Source organism: Parachitinimonas caeni, from assembly GCF_030129945.1.
Taxonomy (GTDB): domain Bacteria; phylum Pseudomonadota; class Gammaproteobacteria; order Burkholderiales; family Chitinimonadaceae; genus Parachitinimonas; species Parachitinimonas caeni.
The window spans coordinates 43,257-68,519 of record NZ_JARRAF010000020.1 but is presented as its reverse complement, the minus strand read 5'-3'; the positions used below and the strand labels follow the sequence as shown (position 1 = coordinate 68,519).

General features: G+C 54.4%; 21 protein-coding genes. 3 read left to right on the top strand and 18 right to left on the bottom strand.

Annotated features, from left to right (window positions below):
- Positions 1-76: 76 nt before the first annotated feature.
- From PZA18_RS15910 to PZA18_RS15845, 14 genes are all read right to left on the bottom strand, one after another.
- Positions 77-1,288 (bottom strand): MFS transporter, encoded by a 1,212-nt coding sequence (locus PZA18_RS15910; RefSeq protein WP_284101854.1) that lies wholly within the window; start codon positions 1,286-1,288, stop codon positions 77-79.
- Positions 1,289-1,355: 67 nt separating this feature from the next.
- Complete coding sequence (locus PZA18_RS15905; RefSeq protein WP_284101853.1) at positions 1,356-1,877, bottom strand: GNAT family N-acetyltransferase; 522 nt, start codon at positions 1,875-1,877, stop codon at positions 1,356-1,358.
- Between the two features lie 119 nt (positions 1,878-1,996).
- Positions 1,997-2,881 (bottom strand): succinate--CoA ligase subunit alpha, encoded by an 885-nt coding sequence (gene sucD, locus PZA18_RS15900; protein ID WP_284101852.1) that lies wholly within the window; start codon positions 2,879-2,881, stop codon positions 1,997-1,999.
- A 27-nt stretch (positions 2,882-2,908) separates the two neighbouring features.
- On the bottom strand, positions 2,909-4,081 hold the full coding sequence (gene sucC / locus PZA18_RS15895; RefSeq protein ID WP_284101851.1) for an ADP-forming succinate--CoA ligase subunit beta: 1,173 nt from the start codon (positions 4,079-4,081) through the stop codon (positions 2,909-2,911).
- 244 nt (positions 4,082-4,325) lie between these two features.
- Entirely contained in the window at positions 4,326-5,759 is a 1,434-nt protein-coding gene (gene lpdA / locus PZA18_RS15890; protein WP_284101850.1) for a dihydrolipoyl dehydrogenase, read from the bottom strand.
- Between the two features lie 97 nt (positions 5,760-5,856).
- The gene (odhB, locus tag PZA18_RS15885) at positions 5,857-7,116 is read right to left on the bottom strand and encodes a 2-oxoglutarate dehydrogenase complex dihydrolipoyllysine-residue succinyltransferase (protein WP_284101849.1); all 1,260 of its coding nucleotides are present in this window, start codon (positions 7,114-7,116) and stop codon (positions 5,857-5,859) included.
- A gap of 94 nt (positions 7,117-7,210) precedes the next feature.
- Positions 7,211-10,036 (bottom strand): 2-oxoglutarate dehydrogenase E1 component, encoded by a 2,826-nt coding sequence (locus PZA18_RS15880; RefSeq protein WP_284101848.1) that lies wholly within the window; start codon positions 10,034-10,036, stop codon positions 7,211-7,213.
- 258 nt (positions 10,037-10,294) lie between these two features.
- Positions 10,295-11,587: a citrate synthase gene (gltA, locus tag PZA18_RS15875; RefSeq protein WP_284101847.1), complete on the bottom strand. Its 1,293-nt coding sequence runs from the start codon at positions 11,585-11,587 to the stop codon at positions 10,295-10,297.
- A gap of 37 nt (positions 11,588-11,624) precedes the next feature.
- Entirely contained in the window at positions 11,625-11,885 is a 261-nt protein-coding gene (locus PZA18_RS15870; RefSeq protein WP_284101846.1) for an FAD assembly factor SdhE, read from the bottom strand.
- 3 nt (positions 11,886-11,888) lie between these two features.
- The gene (locus PZA18_RS15865; protein ID WP_284101845.1) at positions 11,889-12,599 is read right to left on the bottom strand and encodes a succinate dehydrogenase iron-sulfur subunit; all 711 of its coding nucleotides are present in this window, start codon (positions 12,597-12,599) and stop codon (positions 11,889-11,891) included.
- Positions 12,600-12,614: 15 nt separating this feature from the next.
- The gene (gene sdhA / locus PZA18_RS15860; protein ID WP_284101844.1) at positions 12,615-14,405 is read right to left on the bottom strand and encodes a succinate dehydrogenase flavoprotein subunit; all 1,791 of its coding nucleotides are present in this window, start codon (positions 14,403-14,405) and stop codon (positions 12,615-12,617) included.
- Complete coding sequence (sdhD, locus tag PZA18_RS15855; protein ID WP_284101843.1) at positions 14,405-14,752, bottom strand: succinate dehydrogenase, hydrophobic membrane anchor protein; 348 nt, start codon at positions 14,750-14,752, stop codon at positions 14,405-14,407. Before sdhD ends, sdhA begins: the two co-directional genes overlap by 1 nt.
- The gene (gene sdhC / locus PZA18_RS15850; RefSeq protein ID WP_284101842.1) at positions 14,746-15,120 is read right to left on the bottom strand and encodes a succinate dehydrogenase, cytochrome b556 subunit; all 375 of its coding nucleotides are present in this window, start codon (positions 15,118-15,120) and stop codon (positions 14,746-14,748) included. Before sdhC ends, sdhD begins: the two co-directional genes overlap by 7 nt.
- A 243-nt stretch (positions 15,121-15,363) precedes the next feature.
- Positions 15,364-16,083: a GntR family transcriptional regulator gene (locus PZA18_RS15845; protein ID WP_284101841.1), complete on the bottom strand. Its 720-nt coding sequence runs from the start codon at positions 16,081-16,083 to the stop codon at positions 15,364-15,366.
- Between the two features lie 317 nt (positions 16,084-16,400).
- On the opposite strand from PZA18_RS15845, the gene PZA18_RS15840 reads away from it, so the two are divergent.
- Entirely contained in the window at positions 16,401-17,384 is a 984-nt protein-coding gene (locus tag PZA18_RS15840; protein ID WP_284101840.1) for a malate dehydrogenase, read from the top strand.
- 70 nt (positions 17,385-17,454) lie between these two features.
- Here the strand turns inward: PZA18_RS15840 and PZA18_RS15835 are convergent, their stop codons facing one another.
- On the bottom strand, positions 17,455-19,287 hold the full coding sequence (locus tag PZA18_RS15835; protein WP_308447402.1) for an ATP-binding cassette domain-containing protein: 1,833 nt from the start codon (positions 19,285-19,287) through the stop codon (positions 17,455-17,457).
- 241 nt (positions 19,288-19,528) lie between these two features.
- On the opposite strand from PZA18_RS15835, the gene PZA18_RS15830 reads away from it, so the two are divergent.
- Entirely contained in the window at positions 19,529-20,221 is a 693-nt protein-coding gene (locus tag PZA18_RS15830) for a hypothetical protein (protein WP_284101838.1), read from the top strand.
- 22 nt (positions 20,222-20,243) lie between these two features.
- The gene (locus PZA18_RS15825) at positions 20,244-20,927 is read left to right on the top strand and encodes a hypothetical protein (RefSeq protein ID WP_284101837.1); all 684 of its coding nucleotides are present in this window, start codon (positions 20,244-20,246) and stop codon (positions 20,925-20,927) included.
- Positions 20,928-20,930: 3 nt separating this feature from the next.
- Here the strand turns inward: PZA18_RS15825 and PZA18_RS15820 are convergent, their stop codons facing one another.
- From PZA18_RS15820 to apaG, 3 genes are all read right to left on the bottom strand, one after another.
- Complete coding sequence (locus tag PZA18_RS15820; RefSeq protein ID WP_284101836.1) at positions 20,931-21,833, bottom strand: alpha/beta fold hydrolase; 903 nt, start codon at positions 21,831-21,833, stop codon at positions 20,931-20,933.
- A gap of 120 nt (positions 21,834-21,953) precedes the next feature.
- On the bottom strand, positions 21,954-24,491 hold the full coding sequence (locus tag PZA18_RS15815) for a DUF1631 domain-containing protein (RefSeq protein WP_284101834.1): 2,538 nt from the start codon (positions 24,489-24,491) through the stop codon (positions 21,954-21,956).
- 345 nt (positions 24,492-24,836) lie between these two features.
- Positions 24,837-25,220: a Co2+/Mg2+ efflux protein ApaG gene (gene apaG / locus PZA18_RS15810; RefSeq protein WP_284101833.1), complete on the bottom strand. Its 384-nt coding sequence runs from the start codon at positions 25,218-25,220 to the stop codon at positions 24,837-24,839.
- Positions 25,221-25,263 lie beyond the last annotated feature (43 nt).

Here is a 25,263-nt window from a genome sequence, read left to right as displayed (position 1 = left end):
GCCAGTGTGAAGTTCAGACCGGGAATCCCCAATTGGCGACGCTGGGCTCCCCTGAATCAGGTGAGCAATCGCCGCCTCATCGCATGGCTTCTTTGGGCACGGCGTAAGGCATCATGCTGGCCAGCAATGCCAGAGACAGTAATCCGGCCAAGGTCAGTGCAGCTGCCTGGCTGTTGCCCTGGCCCAGCACTTCACCAACCACCAGAAAGCCGACCGGCACCGACACGGTACGGCAAGCGGAATATGCAAGCATGATGCGACCAATCTGGTTGGCGGGTGAGTGATTCTGCATCAGCGTCTGCTCAAGCGGACCCGTGTAGCCGACTGCCGCCCCAATCACGCATAGCAAACCACAAGCCCCCAGCTGGGGCACGAACGGTAGTAAAGCCAGACTCAGCACAGCCAGCAGCATGGATGCGGCCAGACTAGGCAGTGGTGCCAGCTTGGCGCCGCGCCAGGTATAGAGCAGCGAGGCGAGAAAAGCCCCGACCCCGAAGCAGGAGAACAGCACCCCCACCCCCAGTGCGCTCCCCCCGGATTGTTTCACCATGACGGGCAGGAACAACACCAGCAACGGCGAGATCACCATATTGACAACACCACTGACCAGCGTGACCCGACGCAACATCGGGTCGTGGACAATGGCCAGCAATCCTGCCAGATACGCAGCTTTCGCCGGCTCTTCGGTTGCCTCGGATGCCGGTGCAGGCAGAGCCGCCCCCTTGCGTTGCGGCAAAAACCACCACAGCAATAAGCCCGAGATCACAAAGGTAGCCCCGTCGATGGCCAGTGCCGTCACGTTGCCCAGGGTGGCAATGATCACCCCCCCCAGCAACGGTCCCGCAAGATCACCAAAGTTATGGAAGGTGCCTATCAAGCCATTCACACGCTGATTGGCACTTTCGTCCTCTGCCAGCAATTCAGGAATCATGGCCGATCCTGCGGCGCTCGACAGGCTGCTGATAATGGCCGAGCAGGCCAGGATGGCGGCGACTGTCGCGGGGTGCAGTGCATGGCTCAGATACAGGGCAATCAGCCCGAAGGAGGCCGTGGCCAACAAGACATCACAGGCAATATAAGTACGCCGCTTTTCGAATCGATCTAGAAATGGTGTTCCAATCAAGGCGGCCAACACCGCAGCTCCCGACTGCACCGCAAAGACCCAGGCCAGCTTTTGAGGCCCAACCTCTGCTGTCAGCAATAACCAGGGAATGGCTACCGCTGCCACAGCACTCCCTAAAATCGACAATAACTGCGCGCTTAATAATGCATAGATAGAAGTTTTCAAATCATATTCCTATTAATTTTAAAACCAATCATCAAATATCTGACAATAACTTTTCGCAAACACAAAATTACGCCAATAAGATTTTATTCAGAAAACGCTCACCCTCCATTTCAAACCAATCGTCGCCTATTTCGCAAAAGCCATGCTTCTGATAGAAATCCCGTGCCCGCTGGTTTTTTTCATTCACGGTTAACCAGTATTTTGAATTACCACTACGTTGTAAAAATACAGCTGCGCTGGCAGCCAGCAACTGTCCACCAAGCCCTTGGCCAGCAAAGCGGGTCTGTATATATAAACTTGCCAACTCATTGTTTAAATCAGGCATCGTTGGGCACGGGCTGTCGAGCAGCAGCGCGGCATAACCGAGTAAATGGTCGCCCTTTTCAACCAGCAATATCTGGCCATTCGGGTTAGCAATCTTTCTTGCCATATTTTCTGACGTATACTCCGCCAGCACATAACGGGATATCTTGCTGTCTATGCCATGCCAAGCATAGGTATGTAACCAGACTTGTATGGATAAGGCAGCCAGGTTATCGGCATCGCGCTCTTCCGCTGCACGAACCTGAAAACTTGTATTATTTAGCACGGACTTACTCCCTATTTATTCATTTTTAAATTTACAAGCCCAATAAAAAAGCGCCACCTGAAGCAGGTGGCGCTTTTAACTGATATTCGCCTAAATAAGATAACTTATTTTGCGATCAATCAGATCATGCCCTTGCTCTTCAGCAGGTCAAACATGGTCTTGCCGATTTCTGCGGGGCTGCGGGTGTAGGCAATGCCAGCCTTTTCGAAAGCCGCGAACTTCTCTTCTGCCGTGCCCTTGCCGCCGGAGATGATGGCGCCAGCGTGGCCCATGCGCTTGCCCTTGGGGGCCGTTACACCTGCGATGTAACCCACTACCGGCTTGGTTACATACGACTTGGCGAACTCTGCAGCTTCTTCTTCTGCCGAGCCACCAATTTCACCGATCATGATGATGGCGTCGGTGTCCGGATCGTCCTGGAACAGCTTGAGCGAGTCGATATGGCTGGTGCCAGGGATCGGGTCGCCACCGATACCGATACAGGTGGACTGGCCCAGACCCAGCGCAGTGGTTTGCGCCACGGCTTCATAGGTCAGTGTGCCGGAACGGGACACAATGCCGATACGGCCAGGGTTGTGGATGTGCCAAGGCATGATGCCGATCTTGCACTCGCCGGGGGTGATGACGCCAGGGCAGTTCGGGCCGATCAGACGGATGCCAGCTTCGTCCACAGCACGCTTCACGTACAGCATGTCGATGGTCGGTACGCCTTCGGTAATGCAGACCACCAGCTTCACGCCAGCGTCGATGGCTTCCAGGATCGAGTCCTTGGCAAACGGTGCCGGTACATAGATTACCGACGCATCCGCCTGGGTTTCACGCACGGCATCGCGCATGGTGTTGAATACGGGCAAGCCCAGATGCTGGCTGCCACCCTTGCCGGGGGTTACACCACCGACAACCTTGGTGCCGACCTTCAATGCCTGTTCGGCATGGAAAGTACCGTTTTTACCGGTGAAACCTTGCACCAGCACCTTGGTGTTTTTGTTGACTAGAACGCTCATGTAAAACTCCTGATTCTGTGCGGGTGATTAGGCGATAGCAGCAACGGCGGCCACAATCTTCTCGGCGGCGTCGTTCAGGCCTTGGGCCGAAGTCAGCTTCAGACCGCTTTCGTCCAGAATCTTGGCGCCCAATTCGGCGTTGTTGCCTTCGAGGCGAACCACAACCGGCACGGTCACGTTCACTTCCTTCACGGCAGCGATAATGGCTTCAGCGATCATGTCGCAGCGGACGATACCGCCGAAGATGTTGATCAGCACGCCCTTGACCGACTCGTCAGCCAGAATCAGCTTGAAGGCTTCGATCACGCGCTCCTTGGTGGCGCCGCCGCCCACGTCCAGGAAGTTGGCAGGCTGACCGCCCTTGAGCTTGATGATGTCCATGGTCGCCATCGCCAAACCAGCGCCATTCACCATGCAACCGATATTGCCTTCGAGGGCAACGTAGTTGAGGTCGAATTCGGATGCCTTCAGCTCGCGCTCGTTTTCTTGCGACTTGTCACGCAGGGCTACGATTTGCGGCAGACGGAAAGCGGCGTTGCTGTCGATGCCAACCTTGGCATCAACGCAGCACAGGCTGCCATCGCCACGGATAGCCAGCGGGTTGATTTCGAACAGGGCGAAGTCGTTTTCAACGAAAGCCTTGTAAGCACCCATCATCAGGCCTGTGAATTGCTTGATCTGCGCATCGTCCAGCCCCAGCGCAAAACCAACTTCGCGCGCCTGGAAGGGTTGCAGGCCAACCAGCGGATCAACAACGGTCTTGATGATCTTCTCGGGCGTGTTGTGTGCCACTTCCTCGATCTCGACGCCACCTTCGGTCGAGGCCATGAATACGATGCTGCGGGTGGAGCGATCAACGACCGCACCCAGATACAGTTCGCGCTGTACGGGGTACATGTCTTCGCAAACCAGCAGGCTGTTGACGGGTTGGCCCTTTGCATCGGTCTGGTAAGTCACCAGGCGCTTGCCGAGCAGGCTCTTGGCTACTTCAGCCGCTTCGTCGGCGCTCTTGACGACCTTCACGCCCCCGGCCTTGCCACGCCCACCGGCGTGTACTTGTGCCTTGACGACAGCAAACTTGCCGCCCATCGAGCGGAATGCATCTGCAGCTTCAGTCGGCGATGTGGCGAGAATGCCTTTTTGTACCGGCAAGCCGTACTTGGCCAGCAGGTCTTTCGCTTGGTATTCGTGGAGGTTCATTGCTTTTCCTCTGTCAAAAAGCGTGGAGTGAAACGTGAAACGTGAAACGTGAAACGGCAGGTAGCACTGGCTACCCGCCGGTTTCACGCTTCACTACTTTTTTGTTGGTGCCTGCGCAAATTCAGTCACATGCGGCAAAAGGTCGGAATGTGTTGCAAGCCACTACCGGCTTGCCTGACGCTCGGCCCGAACCTGATGCCTATCACTGGTTCTGGATCAGACGTTTACTTCAATTCAACGGTTATCAGCTGTGCAAAGTCCGACCATCGCAACCCAGTGCGGCTTCGTGCATGGCTTCCGACAATGATGGGTGTGCATGAACGATGCGGGCGATATCCTCGGACGACGCACCAAATTCCATGGCCACCACGGCTTCGGCAATCAGCTCGGACGCAAACGGCCCAATGATATGTACGCCAAGAATGCGATCGGTCCGGGCATCGGCCAGCATTTTCACGAAGCCCTTGTTTTCGCCCAGCGCCAACGCACGGCCCAGCGGCACATTCGAGAACTGGCCTTTCTTGTAAGGCACGCCTTCCGCCTTGAGCTGCTGCTCGGTCTTGCCAACCCAAGCCACTTCGGGGTTGGTATAGATAACCCACGGAATAGTCGCAAAGTCGATATGCGGTTTCTGTCCAGCAATGCGCTCAGCAACTGCGACACCTTCTTCCGAAGCCTTGTGCGCGAGCATCGGGCCACGTACGACATCGCCAATCGCCCATACATTCGGTGCGGAAGTACGGCAATCATGGTCTACCACAACAAAGCCACGTTCGTCGATCTGCAGGCCTGCAGCTTCAGCGGCAATATCCTTGGAGTTGGGCACACGACCAATCGCTACAATCAGTTTGTCGAAGGTGGCGGTTTGTGCCTTGCCTTCAGCGTCGGTATAGGCAACCTTGATGTCCTTCTTGCCGACTTTCACCTCGCCAATCTTGACACCCATATGGATGGCAAGGCCGGTCTCTCTGGTCAGCAGCTTGAAAGCTTCCTTGGCAACGGCTTCGTCAGCAGCGGCCAGGAAGGTCGGCATAGCTTCAAGCACGGTCACTTCTGCACCCAAGCGCTTCCAGACACTACCCATTTCCAGACCGATCACGCCGGCACCAATCACGCCAAGGCGCTTCGGCACCTCTGGCATCGACAAGGCACCAACGTTGTCGAGTACCAGCTTGTTATCCACGGCAGTGCCGGGCAACTGGCGCGGCGTCGAGCCCGTTGCCAAGATGACGTGGGTCGCTTCAATCGTATCGACCGTTGCGCCATCACGAACTTCGATCTGCCACTTATCACCATTGCGAGCTAACAGTTTGCCGCGACCCAGCAGGCTGGTGACTTTGTTCTTCTTGAACAGGAAGCCAATACCATTAGTGAGCTGGGATACGATCTTGTCTTTGCGCGCCAGCATGGTGGCCAGATCGAACTTCATACCTTCAACGGTAATGCCGTGGGCTGCAAACTTGTGCTGCAGTCGTTCAACATTCTCAGAAGACTCCAGTAGTGCCTTCGAAGGAATACAGCCCACGTTCAGGCAGGTTCCCCCCAAGGAAGCCTTGCCTTCGGCATTTTTCATTTCGTCGATACAGGCAGTACTAAAACCCAGTTGCGCAGCACGAATCGCGGCGACGTAGCCACCTGGGCCCCCACCGATTACCACGACATCGAATTGTTTGGACATTGGACTCACCAATTGAGGAGGCGGGCCTGACCGGTCATCAGCACCCGCCAGAACAGCGGAAGGTTGTGATTCGCATCACAACCCGACTTTCGACGATTTAGATACCCAGCAGCAGACGGCTTGGGTCTTCAATCGCTTCCTTGATGGCTACCAGAGACAACACTGCCTCGCGACCATCAATGATGCGGTGATCGTAAGATTGGGCCAAATACATCATCGGCAATACCACTACTTGGCCATTTTCAACCATGGCGCGCTCTTTGGTGGCATGCATACCCAGAATTGCAGACTGCGGAGGGTTGATAATGGGGGTGGACATCATCGAGCCGAAAGTGCCGCCGTTGGAAATGGTGTAAGTACCACCGGTCAGCTCTTCGATACCCAGTTTGCCTTCCTGGGCGCGCTTGCCAAAGTCAGCAATCTGACGCTCGATTTCAGCCAGGCTCAGCTGATCTGCATTGCGGATCACGGGCACAACCAAGCCACGTGGGCTGCCCACCGCAACGCCAATGTCGTAGTAACCGTGATAGATGATGTCATTGCCATCGACCGAGGCGTTTACGACGGGATATTTCTTGAGCGCATGAACAGCCGCCTTGACGAAGAAGCCCATGAAGCCGAGCTTGACGCCATGTTCTTTCTCAAAGCGATCCTTGAACTTATTGCGCAGATCCATAACCGGCTTCATGTTGACTTCATTGAAGGTGGTCAGAATCGCGGCCGTGGACTGCGATTGCACCAAACGCTCTGCAACACGCTGGCGCAGACGCGACATAGGTACGCGTTGCTCTGGGCGATCGGCCAACAAAGCATTGACGTCTACCGGGCTTGGGATGGATGCCAAGCTGGACGACCCTGAAACAGCGGCAGGTGCTGCAGGCGCGGCAGGTTTGCTTGCTGCAGCGACAATATCTTCCTTGAGCACGCGACCACCCCGACCGCTACCGGCAACCTGGCTGGCATCGACATTCAATTCTGCAGCCATTTTCTTGGCTGCAGGCATTACCGCTGCACCAGCAGCTGCGGTAGCTGTAACAGCAGCCGCCTTCGGCGCTTCCGGCGCAGAGGCAGGTTTGGCGGCTTCAGCAGGTGCGGCAGCGGGCTTGTCACCAGCCTTGGCGGCTGTGTCGATGGTGGCAATCAGTTCGCCGCTGACGACCGTGGTGCCGTCAGTTTTGACAATGCTCGCCAAAACCCCCGCCTGTGGTGCGGGCAATTCCAGAACCACTTTGTCGGTTTCAAGATCAATCAGGTTTTCGTCACGCTCGACGTACTCACCCACTTTTTTCTTCCATGCCAGCAGCGTGGCTTCGGATACAGACTCTGGCAGTTGCGGTACTTTTACTTCGATCAGCATCGTTAAGGTGCTCCAAATTCGGTGGCAAGGGCAGCCTCCGAGGCTGCCTTCCGGGGTTCGCGCCGCACAAGGCGCAAACCCCCTGGTGACAGATTTACTTGGTAGTAAAGCTCAGCGCTTCTTCCACAAACGCCTTGAGCTGGGCTTGGTGCTTGCTCATCAGACCCACAGCAGGCGACGCCGAGGATGGGCGACCGGCATACGACAAGGTCTGCTTCGGACGCATGCAGTTTTCCAGGCGATGCCGAACCAGATGCCAAGCGCCCTGATTACGCGGTTCTTCCTGTACCCACATGATTTCCCGAGCAACGATGTACTTCTCCAGCTCCGCCTTCAACTCTTCCGTTGGGAATGGGTAGAGCTGCTCGACGCGGATGATGGCAATATCCTTGACATTGCGCTCGCGGCGGCCTGCGACCAAGTCGTAGTAAACCTGACCAGAACAGACAACCACACGCTTGACCTTCTTCACGTCCAGCGCTTCCGGATCGGACAAGACAGGGCGGAAAGCCCCTGTAGTGAAGTTCTCGATCGGGCTCATTGAGTCTTTGTAGCGCAGCAGACGCTTGGACATGAAAATGACCAATGGCTTGCGATAAGGACGCAACATCTGCCGGCGCAATGCATGGAACATCTGTGAAGCTTCAGACGGCATGACGATCTGGATGTTGTGCTCTGCACACAGTTGCAGGTAACGCTCCAGTCGAGCCGAGCTATGCTCCGGTCCCTGACCATCGTATCCATGCGGCAGAATCATGGTGAGACCGCAATAACGACCCCACTTGGTTTCGCCAGAGGTGATGAACTGGTCAATAACCACTTGTGCGCCGTTGGCAAAATCGCCGAACTGCGCTTCCCAGATCACCAGTTCATCTGGTGCAGAGGAGCTGTAGCCATATTCAAATGCCAGCACGGCCTCCTCATTGAGGATGGAGTCGATCACCAGGAAATGTCCCTGGTTTTCGGACATATGCCGCAGCGGCACATAGGCGCCCTGATCCCAGCGCTCCCGATTCTGGTCGTGCAGAACGGCGTGGCGATGCGAGAAAGTACCGCGACCAGAGTCTTCGCCCGAAATCCGTACGCCATAGCCCTTCTCCAACAGTGAGGCATAAGCCAGGATTTCCGCCATCCCCCAGTCCACAGCAGCCTTGCCTGCAGCCATATCGCGGCGGGCAGCCAATACCTTGTCCACGGTCGAATGCAGCTTGAAGCCGTCCGGCACTTTGGTGAACTTCTCGGTCAAGCGCTGGATGTCGCCAGTCGGCAGCGAGGTATCGGTTGGATGTGCCCAGTGGGTGCCACGGAAAGGTGCGAAGTCAATCGCAAAACTGCGTTTGTAATCCGTCAGCGTGGTTTGCTCGACATGCTCACCTTTATCCAGTGCAGCACGGTAAGCCTGGATCAACGCTTCGGTCTCAGGCTCAGTCATCAGGCCTTCGGCAACCAGCTTATCTACGTACAGACGGCGCACGCCAGGGTGCTGAGCGATCTTCTTGTACATCATCGGCTGGGTCAGCATCGGGTCATCACCCTCGTTGTGGCCCAGCTTACGGAAGCAGACAAGATCAATCACCACATCCTTGTGGAACTTCATGCGGAAATCGAGAGCAATCTGCACCACCATGCAGACAGCTTCAGGATCATCGGCATTCACATGGAAGATCGGTGCTTCGATCATCTTCGCGATATCGGTGCAATACAGCGTTGACCGAGCATCTCGGGTATCGGATGTCGTAAAGCCGATCTGGTTATTGATAACTACGTGCACGGTACCGCCTACACCGTAACCACGGGTTTGCGACAAGTTGAACGTACCCTGATTGGTGCCCAGGCCGATAAACGCAGCATCACCGTGCAGCAGTACCGGCAGAACCTGATCACCCGTGCGATCGTGACGACGCTGCTGCCGGGCCCGTGCCGACCCAACCACCACAGGATTGACGATTTCGAGATGAGACGGGTTGAAAGCCAGGGAAACGTGGATAGGTCCACCGGGAGTCGGAATATCCGAACTAAAACCCATGTGATACTTCACGTCACCAGATGGCAAATCCAGCGAAGACTTGCCCTCGAACTCGGAAAACAGATCACGCGGCTGTTTGCCAAGGGTATTGACCAACACGTTCAGGCGACCACGGTGGGCCATGCCAATCACCATTTCCTGAACACCGGCAGTGCCGGACGCCTGAACCAGATGGTCAAGCGCCGCAATCATGCTCTCCCCGCCTTCGAGCGAGAAGCGCTTCTGGCCAACGTACTTGGTATGCAGGTAGCGTTCCAGCGTTTCCGCAGCGGTAATCTGCTTGAGCACACGAATCTTCTTGCTGGCGGTAAAGGCCGGAGTCGAGCGGATCGACTCAAAAGCATTCTGAACCCAGTGCTTTTGCTCGGAGTTGGTGATGTGCATGTACTCGACACCAACATTGCCGCAGTAAGTCTGCTTGAGGCGGGCAATGATATTCGACAGCGAATCACGCTCCGGACCTACCAGCGAGCCGCAGTTGAACTGCACAGCCATATCGGCATCAGTCAAGCCATGGGTAGCCGGGTCCAGTTCTGGAACGGGTTGCAGATCCATGCGTTTGAGCGGATCAAGCGATGCATGGCGAACACCAAGCACACGGTACGCAGAAATCAGCTTGAGAACGCCAACCTGTTTGCGGCTGGCTTCAGACTCCGCTGCGGCGCTACGGCCACTGGTGCGAGGCTGCTTGGCAAGCTGAATGAAGGATTCTTCGATCGGTGCGCGAGGAATATCGCGGTCGGCAGCACCGGGAAGTTGCTGCAATTTGTCGAAGTAGTCCCGCCACTCGGCACTGATAGTTGCCGGGTCGGCCAGGTACTGTTCATAAAGCTCCTCAATGAACGGGGCGTTGCCACCGAACAGATAGGAGTGGGACAGAAGGGTTTTCATCATGGTTGTCAGCCTTCTTGGACTAAGCGACCCGACATGTCGGGACAACTTCGACAGATTGTGCTGGTTTGCTTGGGTAGGGACGAATGGCCTCGGTTTGTCGCCAGGTATCGCAATTCAAATCCGCCACGACAGTCCAGTAGATCAGGATGCCGGATTCAGATTGCAGTATCTGGTTAAAACCTGAAACCGCGAAAATCTTGGTTAGTTTCATACTGCACATAACGCACCGCCCGGCAAGTTACCGGGCGGTGTTTTTCATCACTTGCGTTCAGACAATTGGACGTAATCGCGGCGTCCAGCACCGGTATACAACTGACGCGGGCGACCGATCTTCATGCCGGGGTCGGCGATCATCTCCGTCCAGTGCGAAATCCAGCCCACAGTACGTGCCAAGGCAAAGATTGGCGTAAACATCGAAACCGGGATACCAATGGCCGACAAAACGATACCCGAGTAAAAATCAACGTTCGGATACAGCTTGCGCTCAATGAAGTAAGGGTCGTTCAGCGCAATCTTTTCCAGCTCCATGGCGAGCTTGAACTTTGGATCATTGTGCAGACCCAGCTCGGCCAGCACTTCATCGCACGTCTGCTTCATGATGGCAGCGCGTGGGTCCATGTTCTTGTAAACGCGATGACCAAAGCCCATCAGCTTGTGGGTCTTGTTCTTCACGCCTTCCATGAAAGCCGGCACGTTCTCAACGGAGCCGATTTCATCCAGCATCTTCAAGACGGCTTCGTTGGCCCCACCATGCGACGGCCCCCACAGACAGGCAATCCCTGCCGCAATACAGGCAAACGGATTGGCGCCGGAAGAGCCAGACAGGCGAACAGTAGATGTCGAAGCGTTCTGCTCATGATCGGCGTGGAGAATGAAGATACGATCCAGCGCCTTGGCCAGTACGGGGTTAACCTTGTACTCGGAAACCGGGGTCGAGAACATCATATGCAGGAAGTTCTCGGCATAGGACAAACCAGCCTTCGGATATGACAGTGGCAGACCCTTGTTATAGCGATATGCCTGCGCGGCAATCGTCGGCACCTTGGCAATCAAACGGAAAGCCGCCACCTTGCGATGGTGAGGATCATTGATGTCGAGTGAGTCGTGGTAGAACGCCGACAAAGCGCCGACAACCCCTACCATTACCGCCATCGGGTGTGCGTCACGACGGAAGCCACGGAAGAAGTTGTGGATCTGGTCATGCAGCATGTTATGGCGCATCACCATATAGTCGAAATCGGCCTTCTGCTGAGGTGTTGGCAACTCGCCATTCAACAGCAGATAGCAGGTTTCAAGGTAGTCACTGTGTTCGGCCAATTGCTCAATCGGGTAACCCCGGTAATACAGCAGGCCCTGATCGCCATCAATGAAGGTGATCTTCGACTCACAGCTGGCAGTGGCCAGAAAACCAGGGTCATAGGTAAACATCCCGGTCTTGGCGAAGCTACGAATGTCTACAACATCCGGCCCCAAAGAGCCGGATACGACCGGCAGTTCAATTTGTTTTTGTCCGCCATCGTAAGTCAGCGTGACATTGCGCGAATTTTCCATTCGAAATGCTCCTGAAGTCAGTTCAGCGTTGACTGCATTATTGTTGCTTTTTGTCGTTATTCCAGCTTCTTAATCGTGCCAGCATCGGCACGAAGCGCTCGTCTTTGCTTTCGGTTTTGCCGTCAACTAGATCGAGTAAATCGTTGTCCGGTAGGAGCAATAAATCCTGATAAATCTCGAATTCAGCATCTGAAAGCGAGTCGAATTCATGCTGCAGAAACCTGGAAAACACCAGATCAAGCTCCAGCAAGCCGCGCCGAGACCGCCAGCGAAGTCTGTTTTTCTCTGCCTCGTCCATTCCTTATGCAACCCGCTTGATCATCAATTCCTTGATCTTGCCGATGGCTTTGGTCGGGTTCAGTTCTTTCGGGCACACATCAACACAGTTCATGATGGTGTGACAACGGAACAAGCGGTAGGGGTCTTCCAGATTGTCCAAGCGTTCGTTAATCGTTGTATCGCGGGTATCCGCAATAAAGCGATAGGCCGCCAGCAGGCCAGCAGGGCCTACGAATTTGTCCGGATTCCACCAGAATGAGGGGCAAGAAGTGGAACAGCATGCGCACAATATGCATTCATACAAACCATCCAGCTCCTTACGATCTTCAGGCGACTGCAGTCGCTCCTTTTCTGGAGGCGGCGTATCGTTAACCACGTAAGGCTTGATCGAATGGTATTGCTTGAAGAACTGGGTCATATCAACGATCAGGTCACGCACCACCGGCATTCCGGGCAAGGGGCGTAATTCGATCGGCTGCTTCAGCGTGTCGATATCGGTGATACAAGCCAAACCATTCTTGCCATTGATATTCATGGCATCCGAACCACAGACGCCTTCCCGGCATGAACGACGGAACGACAAGGTATCGTCCTTGACCTTCAGTTTCACCAGAGCGTCGAGCAGCTTGCGCTCACCCGGCTCAACTTCGACACTGATGTCCTGCATGTAGGGCTTTTTATCCTTATCGGGATCATATCGGTAGATACTGAATTTAACGGTCTGAGTGGTCATTGTTCATTCCCCCTCTTAGTACGAACGAGCTTTAAGCTCGATGGTTTCAACAGTCAGCGGGGTCAGGTTGACCGGCTTGTACTCCAGCTTGTTCCCTTCGCGATGCCACAGCGTATGCTTGAGCCAATTGGCATCATCACGTCCATTCGGAGTGGCCGGGGTATCCGGTGCGTCATCACGCACATGGGCACCACGAGACTCGGTACGTGCTTCAGCCGAGATCATGGTGGCCTTGGCAACTTCGATCAGGTTATCCAGTTCCAGAGCTTCGATCCGGGCAGTGTTGAATACCTTGGACTTATCTTTGATCTGGGTCTTCTGCACCATTTTCTCGACCTCAAGAATCTTCTCTACGCCTTGCTTGAGCATATCCTTGAAGCGGAACACACCACAGTGGGCCTGCATCGTACGTTGCATGGCCAAACGTGCGTCGTTGACTTCCACGCCATTCGTCTGGTTATTGAGGCGATCAACCCGAGCAAGCGTCCGGTCGATTTCAGATTGTGGAATCTCCGGCATGGATCGCACTTCGCCCTTGACGTACTTAATCAGTGAATCACCCGCGCTCTTGCCGAATACCAGCAAGTCCAGCAACGAATTCGTACCCAAGCGATTAGCGCCATGGACCGAAGCACAGGCCACCTCCCCTGCCGCGTAGAATCCAGGCACGACGACATGGTTGCCAGCGCCGTCAGGAACCACCACTTCACCGTGGTAGTTGGTTGGGATGCCGCCCATTTGGTAATGACAGGTCGGCACAACGGGAATTGGAGCCTTGATCGGATCAACCCCCGCAAACTTGATGGAAATTTCGCGGATGCCGGGCAGTCGATGCTTGATGACCTCTGGGTCGAGGTGCGTAATATCAAGCAATACGTGATCTTTACCTGCACCACAGCCACGGCCTTCGTTGATTTCAGTCACCATGGCGCGAGAAACGACATCGCGCGAAGCCAAGTCCTTCGCAACAGGGGCATAACGCTCCATGAACCGTTCACCAGATGCATTGCGCAAGATACCACCTTCGCCGCGCACGCCTTCCGTGATCAATACGCCAGCACCAGCCACCCCGGTCGGGTGGAACTGCCAGAACTCCATGTCTTCAAGAGGAATACCGGCGCGGGCAGCCATACCCAAGCCGTCGCCGGTATTGATAAATGCATTGGTCGATGAATAATAGATACGGCCGGCACCACCGGTTGCAAACAACGTAGCCTTTGCCTGGAAAATGACGATTTCAGCCGTTTCCATCTCCATCGCAATGACGCCCAGCACTTTGCCTTCGGCATCACGAATCATGTCGAGTGCCATCCATTCGACAAAGAACTGTGTGTTAGCCCGAACGTTACGCTGGTACAGCGCGTGCAACATGGCATGACCGGTTCTATCGGCGGCAGCACAAGCACGACGGACTGGCTTCTCACCGAAATTGGACATATGTCCGCCAAAAGGACGCTGATAGATGGTTCCGTCGTCGTTGCGATCGAATGGCATTCCGAAATGCTCAAGCTCAATCACAGCCTGCGGGGCAGCACGGCACATGAATTCGATAGCATCCTGATCACCAAGCCAGTCCGAGCCTTTCACGGTGTCGTACATATGCCAATGCCAATGATCAGGCTCCGAATTACCTAGCGATGCAGACACACCACCCTGAGCAGCAACGGTATGTGAACGAGTCGGAAAAACCTTGGACAGCACGGCAGTCTTGAGTCCTGCTTCGGACAACTGCAATGCAGCGCGCAAACCAGCGCCACCAGCCCCTACAACTACCGCATCAAACGTACGCTTAGCGAGCTTCGCCATTACACACCCCACACCACTTTAACCGCATAAACGAGACTTGCTACCAGCCACAGGATGGTCAATACATGCAACGTCAGCCTCAGGCCGAGAGGTTTGACGTAGTCCATCCAGATATCCCGCACCCCTACCCAGGCGTGAAGTGCCAACGCAATGATGGAAACCGAAGTAAACACGCGCACCCAAGTCATGCCCATCAGGGCTTTCCAGCCTTGAAAGCTTGCGCCTGAAACCATGACCAGAAAAAAGATCAATCCAATGGTGTACGCCAACATGACAACAGCCGTAATGCGCTGCAAAAGCCAGTCGCGCAGACCATAGTGCGCACCGATAACGTGACGATTTACCACAGCACACCTCCGATCATGACCGTCAGGGCAAGGCTGACAAACATCACTACCTTGGCCGTCAGGCGCGCAGTGTGGAGATCAACCCCTTTGTGAATATCCAAGAACAGGAAGCGGATGCCGGCACAAGCGTGGTGCAGATAGGCCCACAGCAGGCCGATCAACCCAAGTTTGATCACTGGATGGGCGATGAAGCTTCTGAAGTCCTCGAACTGCGTGGAGGAACGCAGCGAACCATCAAGCAGGAACAGAACCGCAGGGAGCGCCAAAAACAAGACGGCGCCACTGACGCGGTGGAGGATGGAAACAAAACCCGGGATTGGCAATCTGATCTTCGGCAGATCAAGATGCTTGGGGCGGGATTTCTGCATGTCGACTTCCCTTATATCTTAATTGGCACCACGTAATGCAGCGCCACTCTCAAAAACCGATTACCCGGCGTCTTTCGCAAATCTCACCAGAATCAGGCTTGACTGCGACACCGAATGAAACCGACGCAATTCAAACAGGGCCGGTATTTCTGTTGCTGACCAGCCGCGGAGCGTGGCGATTGTAGCAAAAAAATACCCCCTTCATTTCCTTGACAGACCAATCAAACACCCCAACAAACCAGCTTAAGCATCGCAATTGGGGCGATATGCGTAGCGATCTGTCCGGCACAGCAAGCGCGACCATTCAATTTTCCGCCCATCCAGTGTCTGCGCGACACGGATAGATTCCAGCAAGGGGAAATCGACCTCCAGCTGCAACAGTCGGGCCACTTCTCGTTCCGCCAGAACCGTTCGTAGCCGCGGCGTCCCTTCCAGTAGCCGCAATCCGAACTGTTTCAGAAAAACACCTCTTGGGTTGCCACCTGCCTGCTTGATCCGGCGGGCATCCAGACCTTCAAACTGATCCGAGGGTACGCAAATCTCTTCAACCCCAAAGGCATCCGCCCCTACACGAATCAGCCGTTTGATCGAGTAAACTTGAATTCCGCGACGCAGCCCCAAGGCAGCTGCCACCTCGTCGGAAGCATGCACCCGGCTACACGCGAGCAGCTCAATTACCGTCGTCAGCGCGACTCCGTAGGTATCAAGCAGCTCTGCACTGCCCCAAGCATCTGGGGCATCGGCAATGAAAGTACCAATGCCCTGGCGTCGAATCAGAACCCCCTCAGCCACCAATGCATCCAGCCCTTTGCGTACAGTGCCTTGGCTTACCCCTAGCTTTTGCGCAAGCTCGAATTCGCTAGGCAGCGCATCACCGACCGGCCAGTCGCCCGCAGCTATTCCAGCCACGATCTGATCTCGGACTTGCAGGTAAAGCGGCGATTTGTTGGGCAGCTCAATCATCAGGCCGAATTGTCACATCGCCTGCCAGCGTTGTCCATAAATGTCTTATATAAGACATAAGATATAGACAACCCATATGCACAGGAAGGTCAAAATCTAGTGCGTTCTCAATCGACTACGTGCTAGACTCGGCGCGGTCGTCAACCGCATCGACCTCTTCAGAGCGCGCGGCTGATCATCTTTGTTTGGCAGGTTTTTGCGTGGTAGTCCAGCTCTATTTAACAACTTTGGTGCAATGCATCACGCCAGCCTCGTCAGGCAATCATTTACCGACTAAAACTAAGCTTGTCGCCCTACCCTTATACGGAGCTTTCGAGATGAAAAAACCCGTTCGTGTTGCCGTTACTGGTGCAGCCGGTCAAATTGGTTATAGCCTCTTGTTCAGAATCGCCAGCGGCGAAATGCTGGGCAAAGACCAGCCCGTGATTCTGCAACTTCTGGAAATCACCCCTTCACTGCCAGCACTCAAGGGCGTCGTCATGGAGTTGGATGACTGCGCATTCCCATTGCTGCAGGGTATTGTCCAGACAGACGATGCGAAGGTAGCCTTCAAGGATGCCGATATTGCACTGCTGGTGGGCGCACGTCCCCGTAGCAAGGGCATGGAGCGCAAAGATCTGCTGGAAGCCAACGGCGCTATTTTCACCGCACAAGGTCGTGCATTGAACGAAGTCGCCAGCCGCGATGTAAAGGTTCTGGTTGTTGGCAACCCAGCCAACACCAATGCCTATATCGCCATGAAGAATGCACCAGACCTGCCGGCTGGTAACTTCACAGCCATGATGCGCCTGGACCACAACCGCGCTCTGACCCAGATTGCCCAGAAAACTGGCAATGCTGTCACTGCAGTCAAGAAGATGACGATCTGGGGTAACCACTCCGCAACTCAATATCCCGATCTGTTCAGCGTAGAAGTTGATGGCAAGTCCGCCGCCGGCCTGATCAACGATCAAACCTGGATCGAAAGCGATTTCATCCCAACCGTGCAAAAACGCGGTGCAGCCATCATTGAAGCACGTGGTCTATCCTCCGCGGCATCTGCTGCCAATGCAGCGATTGAACACATTCGCGACTGGGTGCTGGGCACACAGGAAGGTGATTGGGTTACCATGGGCATTCCATCCGATGGCAGCTATGGTATCCCGGAAGGTGTGATGTTCGGCTTCCCTGTTACTTGCAAGAATGGCAAGTACGAAATCGTGAAGGGCTTGACCATCAGCGAATTCAGCCGTGGCCGCATCGACGCCACCCTGAAGGAGCTGGAAGAAGAGCGCGACGCCGTGAAGCATCTGCTGAACTAAGCACAGCAGCCAACAAAAAGCCCATCCAGAAGATGGGCTTTTTGTTTTTGCGTGCGGCCGTGTGTGCGCCCTACTCTGCCGTCAACGACTCCATCTTTTCCTGCAGATCCAGCCAATGCCCTTCCAACTCGCCAATGCGCTCAGACAGCGTGGCTTGTTTCAATAGCATCTGCTTCAGCTTTTCCTTGTTCTCAGCAAGATAGATCGCCTCTCCAGCCAATTCTGTCTCTATCACCTTTAGCTCTGGCTGTAACTGGGCCAACTGCAGCTCAACTTTATCCAATTCCTTTTGCAGTGGCTTCTTTAGCTGCGACATTTTCTGGCGCAGCTCCGCTTCCTGGCGCTTCTGTGCCTTACGGTCTGAGACGCCGTTCTTGGCATCTGACGTAGCCTGCTCGGCCGCATCAGCCTCAATCCGCCATCGGCGATAATCGTCAAGATCCCCATCGAATGGTGCAACGGTGCCTTGATCCACCAGCCAGAACTGGTCCGTCGTTGCCCGTAGCAAATAACGGTCGTGAGATACCAGCACTAGTGCGCCTTCATAGTCCTGCAATGCCAGTGAAAGGGCATCACGCATCTCAAGGTCGAGATGGTTGGTAGGCTCATCCAGCAGAAGCAGATTTGGTCTCTGCCAGATCAGCAACGCCAAGGCCAGGCGCGATTTCTCACCCCCCGAAAATGGTGCAATGGCTGCCGTCGCCATCTCACCACCAAAGTTGAAACCACCTAGGAAGTTTCGCAGATCCTGCTCTTTTGCTGTGGGGTCCAGCTTTTGCAAATGCCAGAGCGCACTGTACTCAGGCCGCAGTTGTTCGAGCTGATGCTGGGCAAAATAGCCAATCTTGATCCCCTTCCCTTCAACCTTACGACCATCCGACAATGCCAGCTCCTCCGCCAGCAGCTTGATCAGCGTTGACTTACCTGCGCCGTTACGGCCCAGCAAACCGATTCTGGCCCCAGCCTGAATGCTGAAACTGAATTTGTTGAGAATCGTGCGCTGCGGATAACCCACGGCGCCCGACTCCACTGCCAGTACAGGATTTGGGCTTGACTCAGGTGGCGCAAAAGAAAACTCGAATGGCGAGTCAACATGGGCTGCGGCAATCTTCTCCATGCGCTCGATTGCCTTGACACGACTCTGCGCCTGCTTAGCCTTGGTGGCCTGCGCCTTGAAGCGATCAACAAACGACTGAAGGTGCTGGATTTTGCGCTGTTGGCTTTCGAACGCCGCCTGTTGCTGAGAGAGTTGCTCAGCCCGCTGATTTTCAAAGTCCGCGTAGTTGCCGGTATAGAGCGTGATCTTGTTATTGGCCAGATGAGCAATCCGGTCTACGGTTCCATCCAGAAAGTCCCGATCATGGGAAATCAGCAGCATGGTACCGCGATAGGCATTCAGCCAACCTTCCAGCCACATGACCGTTTCCAAGTCGAGGTGGTTGGTCGGCTCGTCCAGCAGCAACAAATCGGAACGGCACATCAGCGCCTGCGCCAGATTCAGCCGCATGCGCCAACCACCAGAGAAGTCGGTCACCGGCCGAGCCAGTTCATCTGCTGAAAAACCCAGCCCAAAAAGCAACTTGCCTGCTCTGGCTTCAGCCTGATATCCACCGGCCTGCTCAAAGCGCGCCAGGCATTCAGCATGAAGCACGCCATCGTGCTCACTGGCCCTGAGCTGAGCCTCGATTTCCCGCAGCTCGCGGTCGCCGTCGATGACATACTCCAGCGCTGACCGGTCTACCGCCGGTGTCTCCTGCGCCACATGGGCAATCACCCAGGAGGGCGGCATCGAGAGTTCGCCGCTTTCCAACGACAAATCACCCATCAGCAAGGCAAACAAGCTGGACTTGCCAGCCCCGTTGGCGCCGATCAATCCAACCCGCTGGCCGGGATGTAAGGTCAACGCTGCATCTTGAAATAATATTTTTGCGCCACGATGCAAGGTGGCATTCGTCAGTCTAATCATAGAGAGGATTGTACCAGCGCCATCGTTGGAAAATTTGTCTTGTTCCCACGCAACCGAATCTGAATCAACGAGGGCTTGGCAATGGCAATTTTTCACTTGCCATCCCCTGCCGACAGAGCCGGTTAAGCGCCAAAACCACTGCTAGAATGTATAACAATCAAGCTCTTGAGCCTTACCCATGTCAACGCCAGACAGCATGCATGCCGATCAAGCTCTGAACGCCTACCTAGCGCTGCTTAAAGCGAATGGTGCAGCTACGGCACATATCAACCTGCGCAAACATCTGCTTCGGCATCTACTGTCGGTTCTGGAAGAAGTCAGCCTGGAACAGACCGAAGGAGCCGACCATGGCTACCGACTTGCCGTAGACCGACTGCTAGGACACTTTCCTGATGAGCAGCACGTCGAGATCATCAGCACCGCTCGCGAGTTCTATCCGTTCTGGGTTGGAGATCTGCGTACCATCGCCAAACTCAATGCCGCCAAAGCGCTGACAACCCAACATATACCACTTGATATCTCCGGCTCTCTGACCGACATGCTGGAGCGCATGGATGCAGACGATACCCAACACGCAGAACCCCCGGTCCTGTGCGCCTATATTGAGATGATGGCCAGTCAGGGCGTAGAAAGCGCCGTCATTGATATTCGCGAGAGGCTTCTGAGGCTATTGCTATATGTCATTCGAAATGCCGACCCAGTCCCGACGGCATATCGGGCTGGAGTAGATGCAATGTTGACGCTATTTCCACGAGAAGACACCCGACAGGCGTTTATTGAAGTCGCCAGAGAGTTTTTCCATTTCTGGAACGACAGCCTTACCTGCCCGCCCCGTCCCGCAAGGCATTCCGAAGCCATTCGTGCCCTGTAGGCTACTGCGATAAGAGGACATCATGCCCGTCGCCAATACCGAGCAAGCCCTGAATCAATACATTGAAGCGTTGAGAGCCCGTGGCGTCGCAACCAAGTCACTAACACTGGCCCGGCACTTCCTGCGTTACCTGCTAAGCGCCCTCAAGGATCAGCCCCAAAATGGCAATGGTTATCGGCGCGCCGCAGATGAAACCCTGCGCAACTTTCCAGATCAGCCTCAGCTTGTAGAATTTGTCCGGCAGTTTTTTCCTTACTGGAGTGGCGAAGTCGATCTGGAATCCGGTCCAGACTCGATCGGGCTGAACTCCAACCAGAATCTCTCGGAAGCTTTCATGAAAATGGAGTCTGACCCCTGGAGCAGCGCCACCATCACCTCGCTCGAACGTCAGCTACACCTGTTGAGAAGTCTGGCGCGTTATGAAGAGCAACTACGCCAAGCTGGCATCAACGAAGAAAACGCCAAGGCCAGAGCCAGACTGATCAAGCTATTGATTTATTCGATTCGCGACTCAGCACAAAATACCGATACCTACCGAGCAGGCGTTGATGAAATGCTGAAGCTATTTAAAGACACCGAAAAATGGCATGTTTTCGTAGGACTCGCCCGTGAATTCTTTTATTTCCTTGCTCACGATAGCGATGCGCCCAGCAAGCTTCAAAAGAATATTGATCTCGAAGATATTCGCGCCCTGATGGCTGGTTAATTACTATTCGTGGGAAGAATGCAGAAAACGGGCTATTTCGGCAGCCAAACCAGCCGGCTGATCATGATGAATATTATGCCCCGCATCCGGTATCGACACTATTTTCAAGGAGCGAATACATTCAGTCCGAGCCGCAAATTGCGCGTTATCTTCTTTTAGCCATTTTTGTATTCCCGAGTCCCCTCCCTCGACCCAAAGCGCAGGCGCTGAAATATTTTTCCAACATGCTTTAGCTTCTTCCAGCCGGTATAAAACCGGATTTACCCAGCGATGGCGCGGATCTGCGCGATATCGAAAACCGTCTGCAGCTTCCACCGCCATGGCAGGGGCCAGATAATTGGCTTTATCTATCGTCAAACGGCTATTTGATTTGATCAGTCGAGCTGCAACTTCACCCAGTGTCCGAAAAGATTTTGTTGGAATGGGGTTTGCACATTCATCCAACCAACGCCGATAGCGGTCTGGAGCTTGTTCTGGCTGAGTTTGTGGCAATCCAAACCCTTCTATTGATACAAGCTTATTTATTCTTCCTGGTCGAATTCCGGAATACAGGCATGCAATCATTCCCCCCATGCTATGCCCGACCAAACTAACCCTTCCGTCTGCTCCTGCGAAATGCTCTATCAAAGCATCAAGATCCGCCAGATAATCTGGAAAATAGTAACTACCGCCAGACCAATCGGTCTTGCCGAAGCCTCGCCAATCGGGTGCAATGAAATGGTAATTGACCGCCATGCGATCCACTAAAAACTGAAAGCTACTTGCACAGTCCATCCACCCATGCAGCAGCAATAGAGGGGGTGCGTCAATCGCGCCCCACGATAAATAGTGGTATACCAAACCACGTATTTCGACCTTGTGCGATCTTGGGGCTAGAATTGGCTGGTAAATTTCTGAATTATTCATATGAATGATCCAACACCCGAAAATTTATTTAGCAGTAGTGCACATTTTTCAATTCATAACAAAAAGCCCCGCATAAATGCGGGGCTCTTCGAGATATGGTGCAACCAGTAAGCCATTCGCTCAACCGGCAACAGGTTGCAGCATATCAATCATGTCGCTCACTGCACGCTCTACCGATGCGGCACTTTCGATAATTCGCACCTCATCCGATCTGAATTTTCCAACCAACTCAGCCAGAGTATATTCCTGCCCATTCTGACCCTGGCGATTGGTAAACAGGAATCGGCTCTTCATGGGGCTCACCCATGCCAGTTTCATGCGATGTAATTCGCCATCCCCATCCGAAAACTCGACCCAAGTCCCTCTCTTCAGCTGATTCGCCACGACATCGTTGTAGTCGCTGTACTTATCCATGCCGCCTTCCCACTGCCCGCCCGCCCCTTCAAACGCGCCGAGATTATCGAGGCTAAACGCAGGCAAATCTGCCAGATGTGAGGAGGAATCTGTAGAAGCAGTCGTTGAGGGTACTGATGCAGGAGCGGCCGCCCCTGGCGCCACAGCTGGTACAGCAGGAGCCGTTGCTACCGACACCGGAGCTCCGGGAACCGCACCATTCGGCATCGGTGCAGCAGCAGCGGGCCGCATGCCGGATTTGATAGCCAGAGCATGGGAATGTACCAGCTCAGAGAAGAAACGCTCGCGCTCCTCTCGCGCCACACCAGCTTCTTCGGTGCCACGCTCTAGAAGCTTAAGCAGCTTCGGCAGCATATTAACCAGACGCAGGCGATCTTCTACACCAGCTTTGGGCGCTACACTCCAGATCAGGTCGTCCATCGCCTGAACATAAGTCTGCCAGTCATTACCTTCCTTGCCGCCATTGCGGAAGGCAAATTCCAGGGCCGGCCGCCAGCAGTCCGAAACGAACTTACGAATCAGATCGGGCATGGCACAAGTCACCATCCTACGGTCGATTTCTGCCGCAGCATGGGCTTTCGCCAGCTCAATCTGCTCCTGGGCCTCAAGAACTTTGGCAGCCTTCTCAGCCTCCAGATCGGCGAGCTTGTCTTCCTCGCTCAGAAAAACATCAAGGTCCGCATGGGCTTGTTCAAACACTGCAATGTTCTCGTCGAACTCGCGAATGATGAATTCGACGATTGACTCGATCTTTTTATAGAGCCGGTCTTCCAAGCCATCTGCCTCTCGCCAGCCAAGTGCAGCCTCGCTCAGGCGATCAAGCAATCTGCGAGTGGGATGATTCTTCCTCGCAAAGAACTTGGTATCAAGCATGGCGACTTTGAGCACCGGTATCTGCAAACGCCCAATCATGGCCTTCATTGCACCGGGAATACTCTTGTCGTCGAAGATGTAATCAAACAACATCGCAACGATGTCGATGGTCATCACATCGACATGACCTAACGACGAGGCAAAGCTGGTGTCCTTAATTTGGTGCAAGACGTTGCCGGCGCCGGACAGCAAGGCTTCGGTATCAAACAGGGTGTCGCCTCTGACGGGATCAATTCGACCTTGTTGCAGATCATTCAGCGCATCCAGAAAACTCTGCCCAGCCATGGTGCCAAGTTGTGGCATGGATAAGGCTGGCGCAGAAGGCGCTTGGGCAGGGCTTCCCTGCCCAAGCAGCGATGGGCCGACACCTTGTGTCAGCTGCATCATTTGTGAGGGCAAGACCTGATTGAATGCCAGCAGCTGCTGCAATGTGCTCAGCAGTTCCTGCTCATTGCCTACGGCGTAGCTGGGTACAGACTGTCCTGCTGCCCCGCCAGGGATATAGTTACCGACGTACTCCTCAACCATCTCGCCAGGACGCCCCTGACGCGACGGCATACCGCCGCCAACAGGGCGCTTCTTGCGCTGCATCTTTGGCAGAACAGGCAAAATATTCCGTTGGATAAGGAATTTATTCAGGTTCGAATAGACATTTGGCACGTTCTCGGCCGCGACTTGCTCAAACTGCTTGAGAACAATCAGGCGGACATTGAGGTCGGACTCAAGCTGCTGGCAGGCCGCACGAAACGCGTCGCAGATGGACTGCGGGCTCATGGGGTTGCTGCCCTGGTCGTCGTCGCTCAGTTTCATCAGCGTACCAATTCGCTGATTCAGGGCATTGAGTTCGTCACTGCAACGATTCTTCAGACGATTCGCCATATTGGTAACGGCGAGATCCTCTTCATAGTCATCATGAGCGACCAGCGACAGCTGCAGGCTGTCTACGTCAAGGTTGCCAAACGTGGCTTTATCACCACCACCGCCGACAGCGCGATCAAACGCAGACACAAACTGGCGGCGAAATTCCACCTCGATGACGCCACGCTTACTCTGGGCATCGCCGCGTGCCTGCATATACAGGTTGTAAGCCTCGCGATCGAGGGATTGCTCGGCTAGCTCCAGCAATGATTCTTCGATCTTGTCGAGCATTGATGACAAGGAGCGGCAAAGCAGGTCTGCGGCCATGTCGCGGCAGGACGACAACATTGCCAAGGAGTCAATTCGATTCATCGCTTTGTTGACTGTCTCCGGTGGCCGGTTTGGTACAACATGAAGATGGGCTTCGACTTTCATATCGACATGAGTTGCCAACGGCTCGCGCGATTCGCGCGAATCCGTGGCCCCCTCTCGCATATTAGCATTGCGTGACATGATGCGTTCCACCTCATACTTGACCCAGATGATCACATCGGCCAGAAGCGCTCAAGCATCCGATTCCGTTTGTGACAAAAGCATATTAGCAAATGATAATTGACGAAGCAAAGTCAGGTCAAACCGTCCATCGGACGTATAGGACTTTCCGTCATACCCTTGTTTTATCAAGAAATTCCCAACATACAGAATTTTTGAACCCACATAGTACCAGTTGATAACTATTGTTGATAACTTCTTAGACACCCAAGTTGTAAATTATTTCGACAAGGGATAAATACAAGAAGCATCCGAGGCGGGAAGGGCTGAGACTGGCTGCCCTATTGGCGGGCAGCCAGTGTGGGGTCAGTGCAGGGTGCGGGGAACCGAGAGGACAAATTCAGGAATTTCTGCTTCGAATCGATGGCCATCCTGCGCGACCATCTGATAGCTACCGCGCATGGTACCGACGGGCGTACCCAAAGCCGTGCCGCTGGTGTACTCGAAACGCTCACCCGGATTCAACAAGGGTTGCTCTCCCACAATACCGGCCCCCCGAACTTCTTCGACGGTGTTCATTGCGTCCGTAATGATCCAATGGCGGCCTACCAATTGCGCCGGCTGCTCGCCGGAGTTCGCTATGGATACGTGGTAGGCGAATACATAGCGCTCATCAACTTCGCTCGACTGATCGGGCAGATACTGCGCCTTGACCTCGACAGTAATCAGGTATTTCTTCTCTTCAGACATCTTTTCTTCAGGCATCGTTGTAGCGGTGTGAATTAACTTGGAG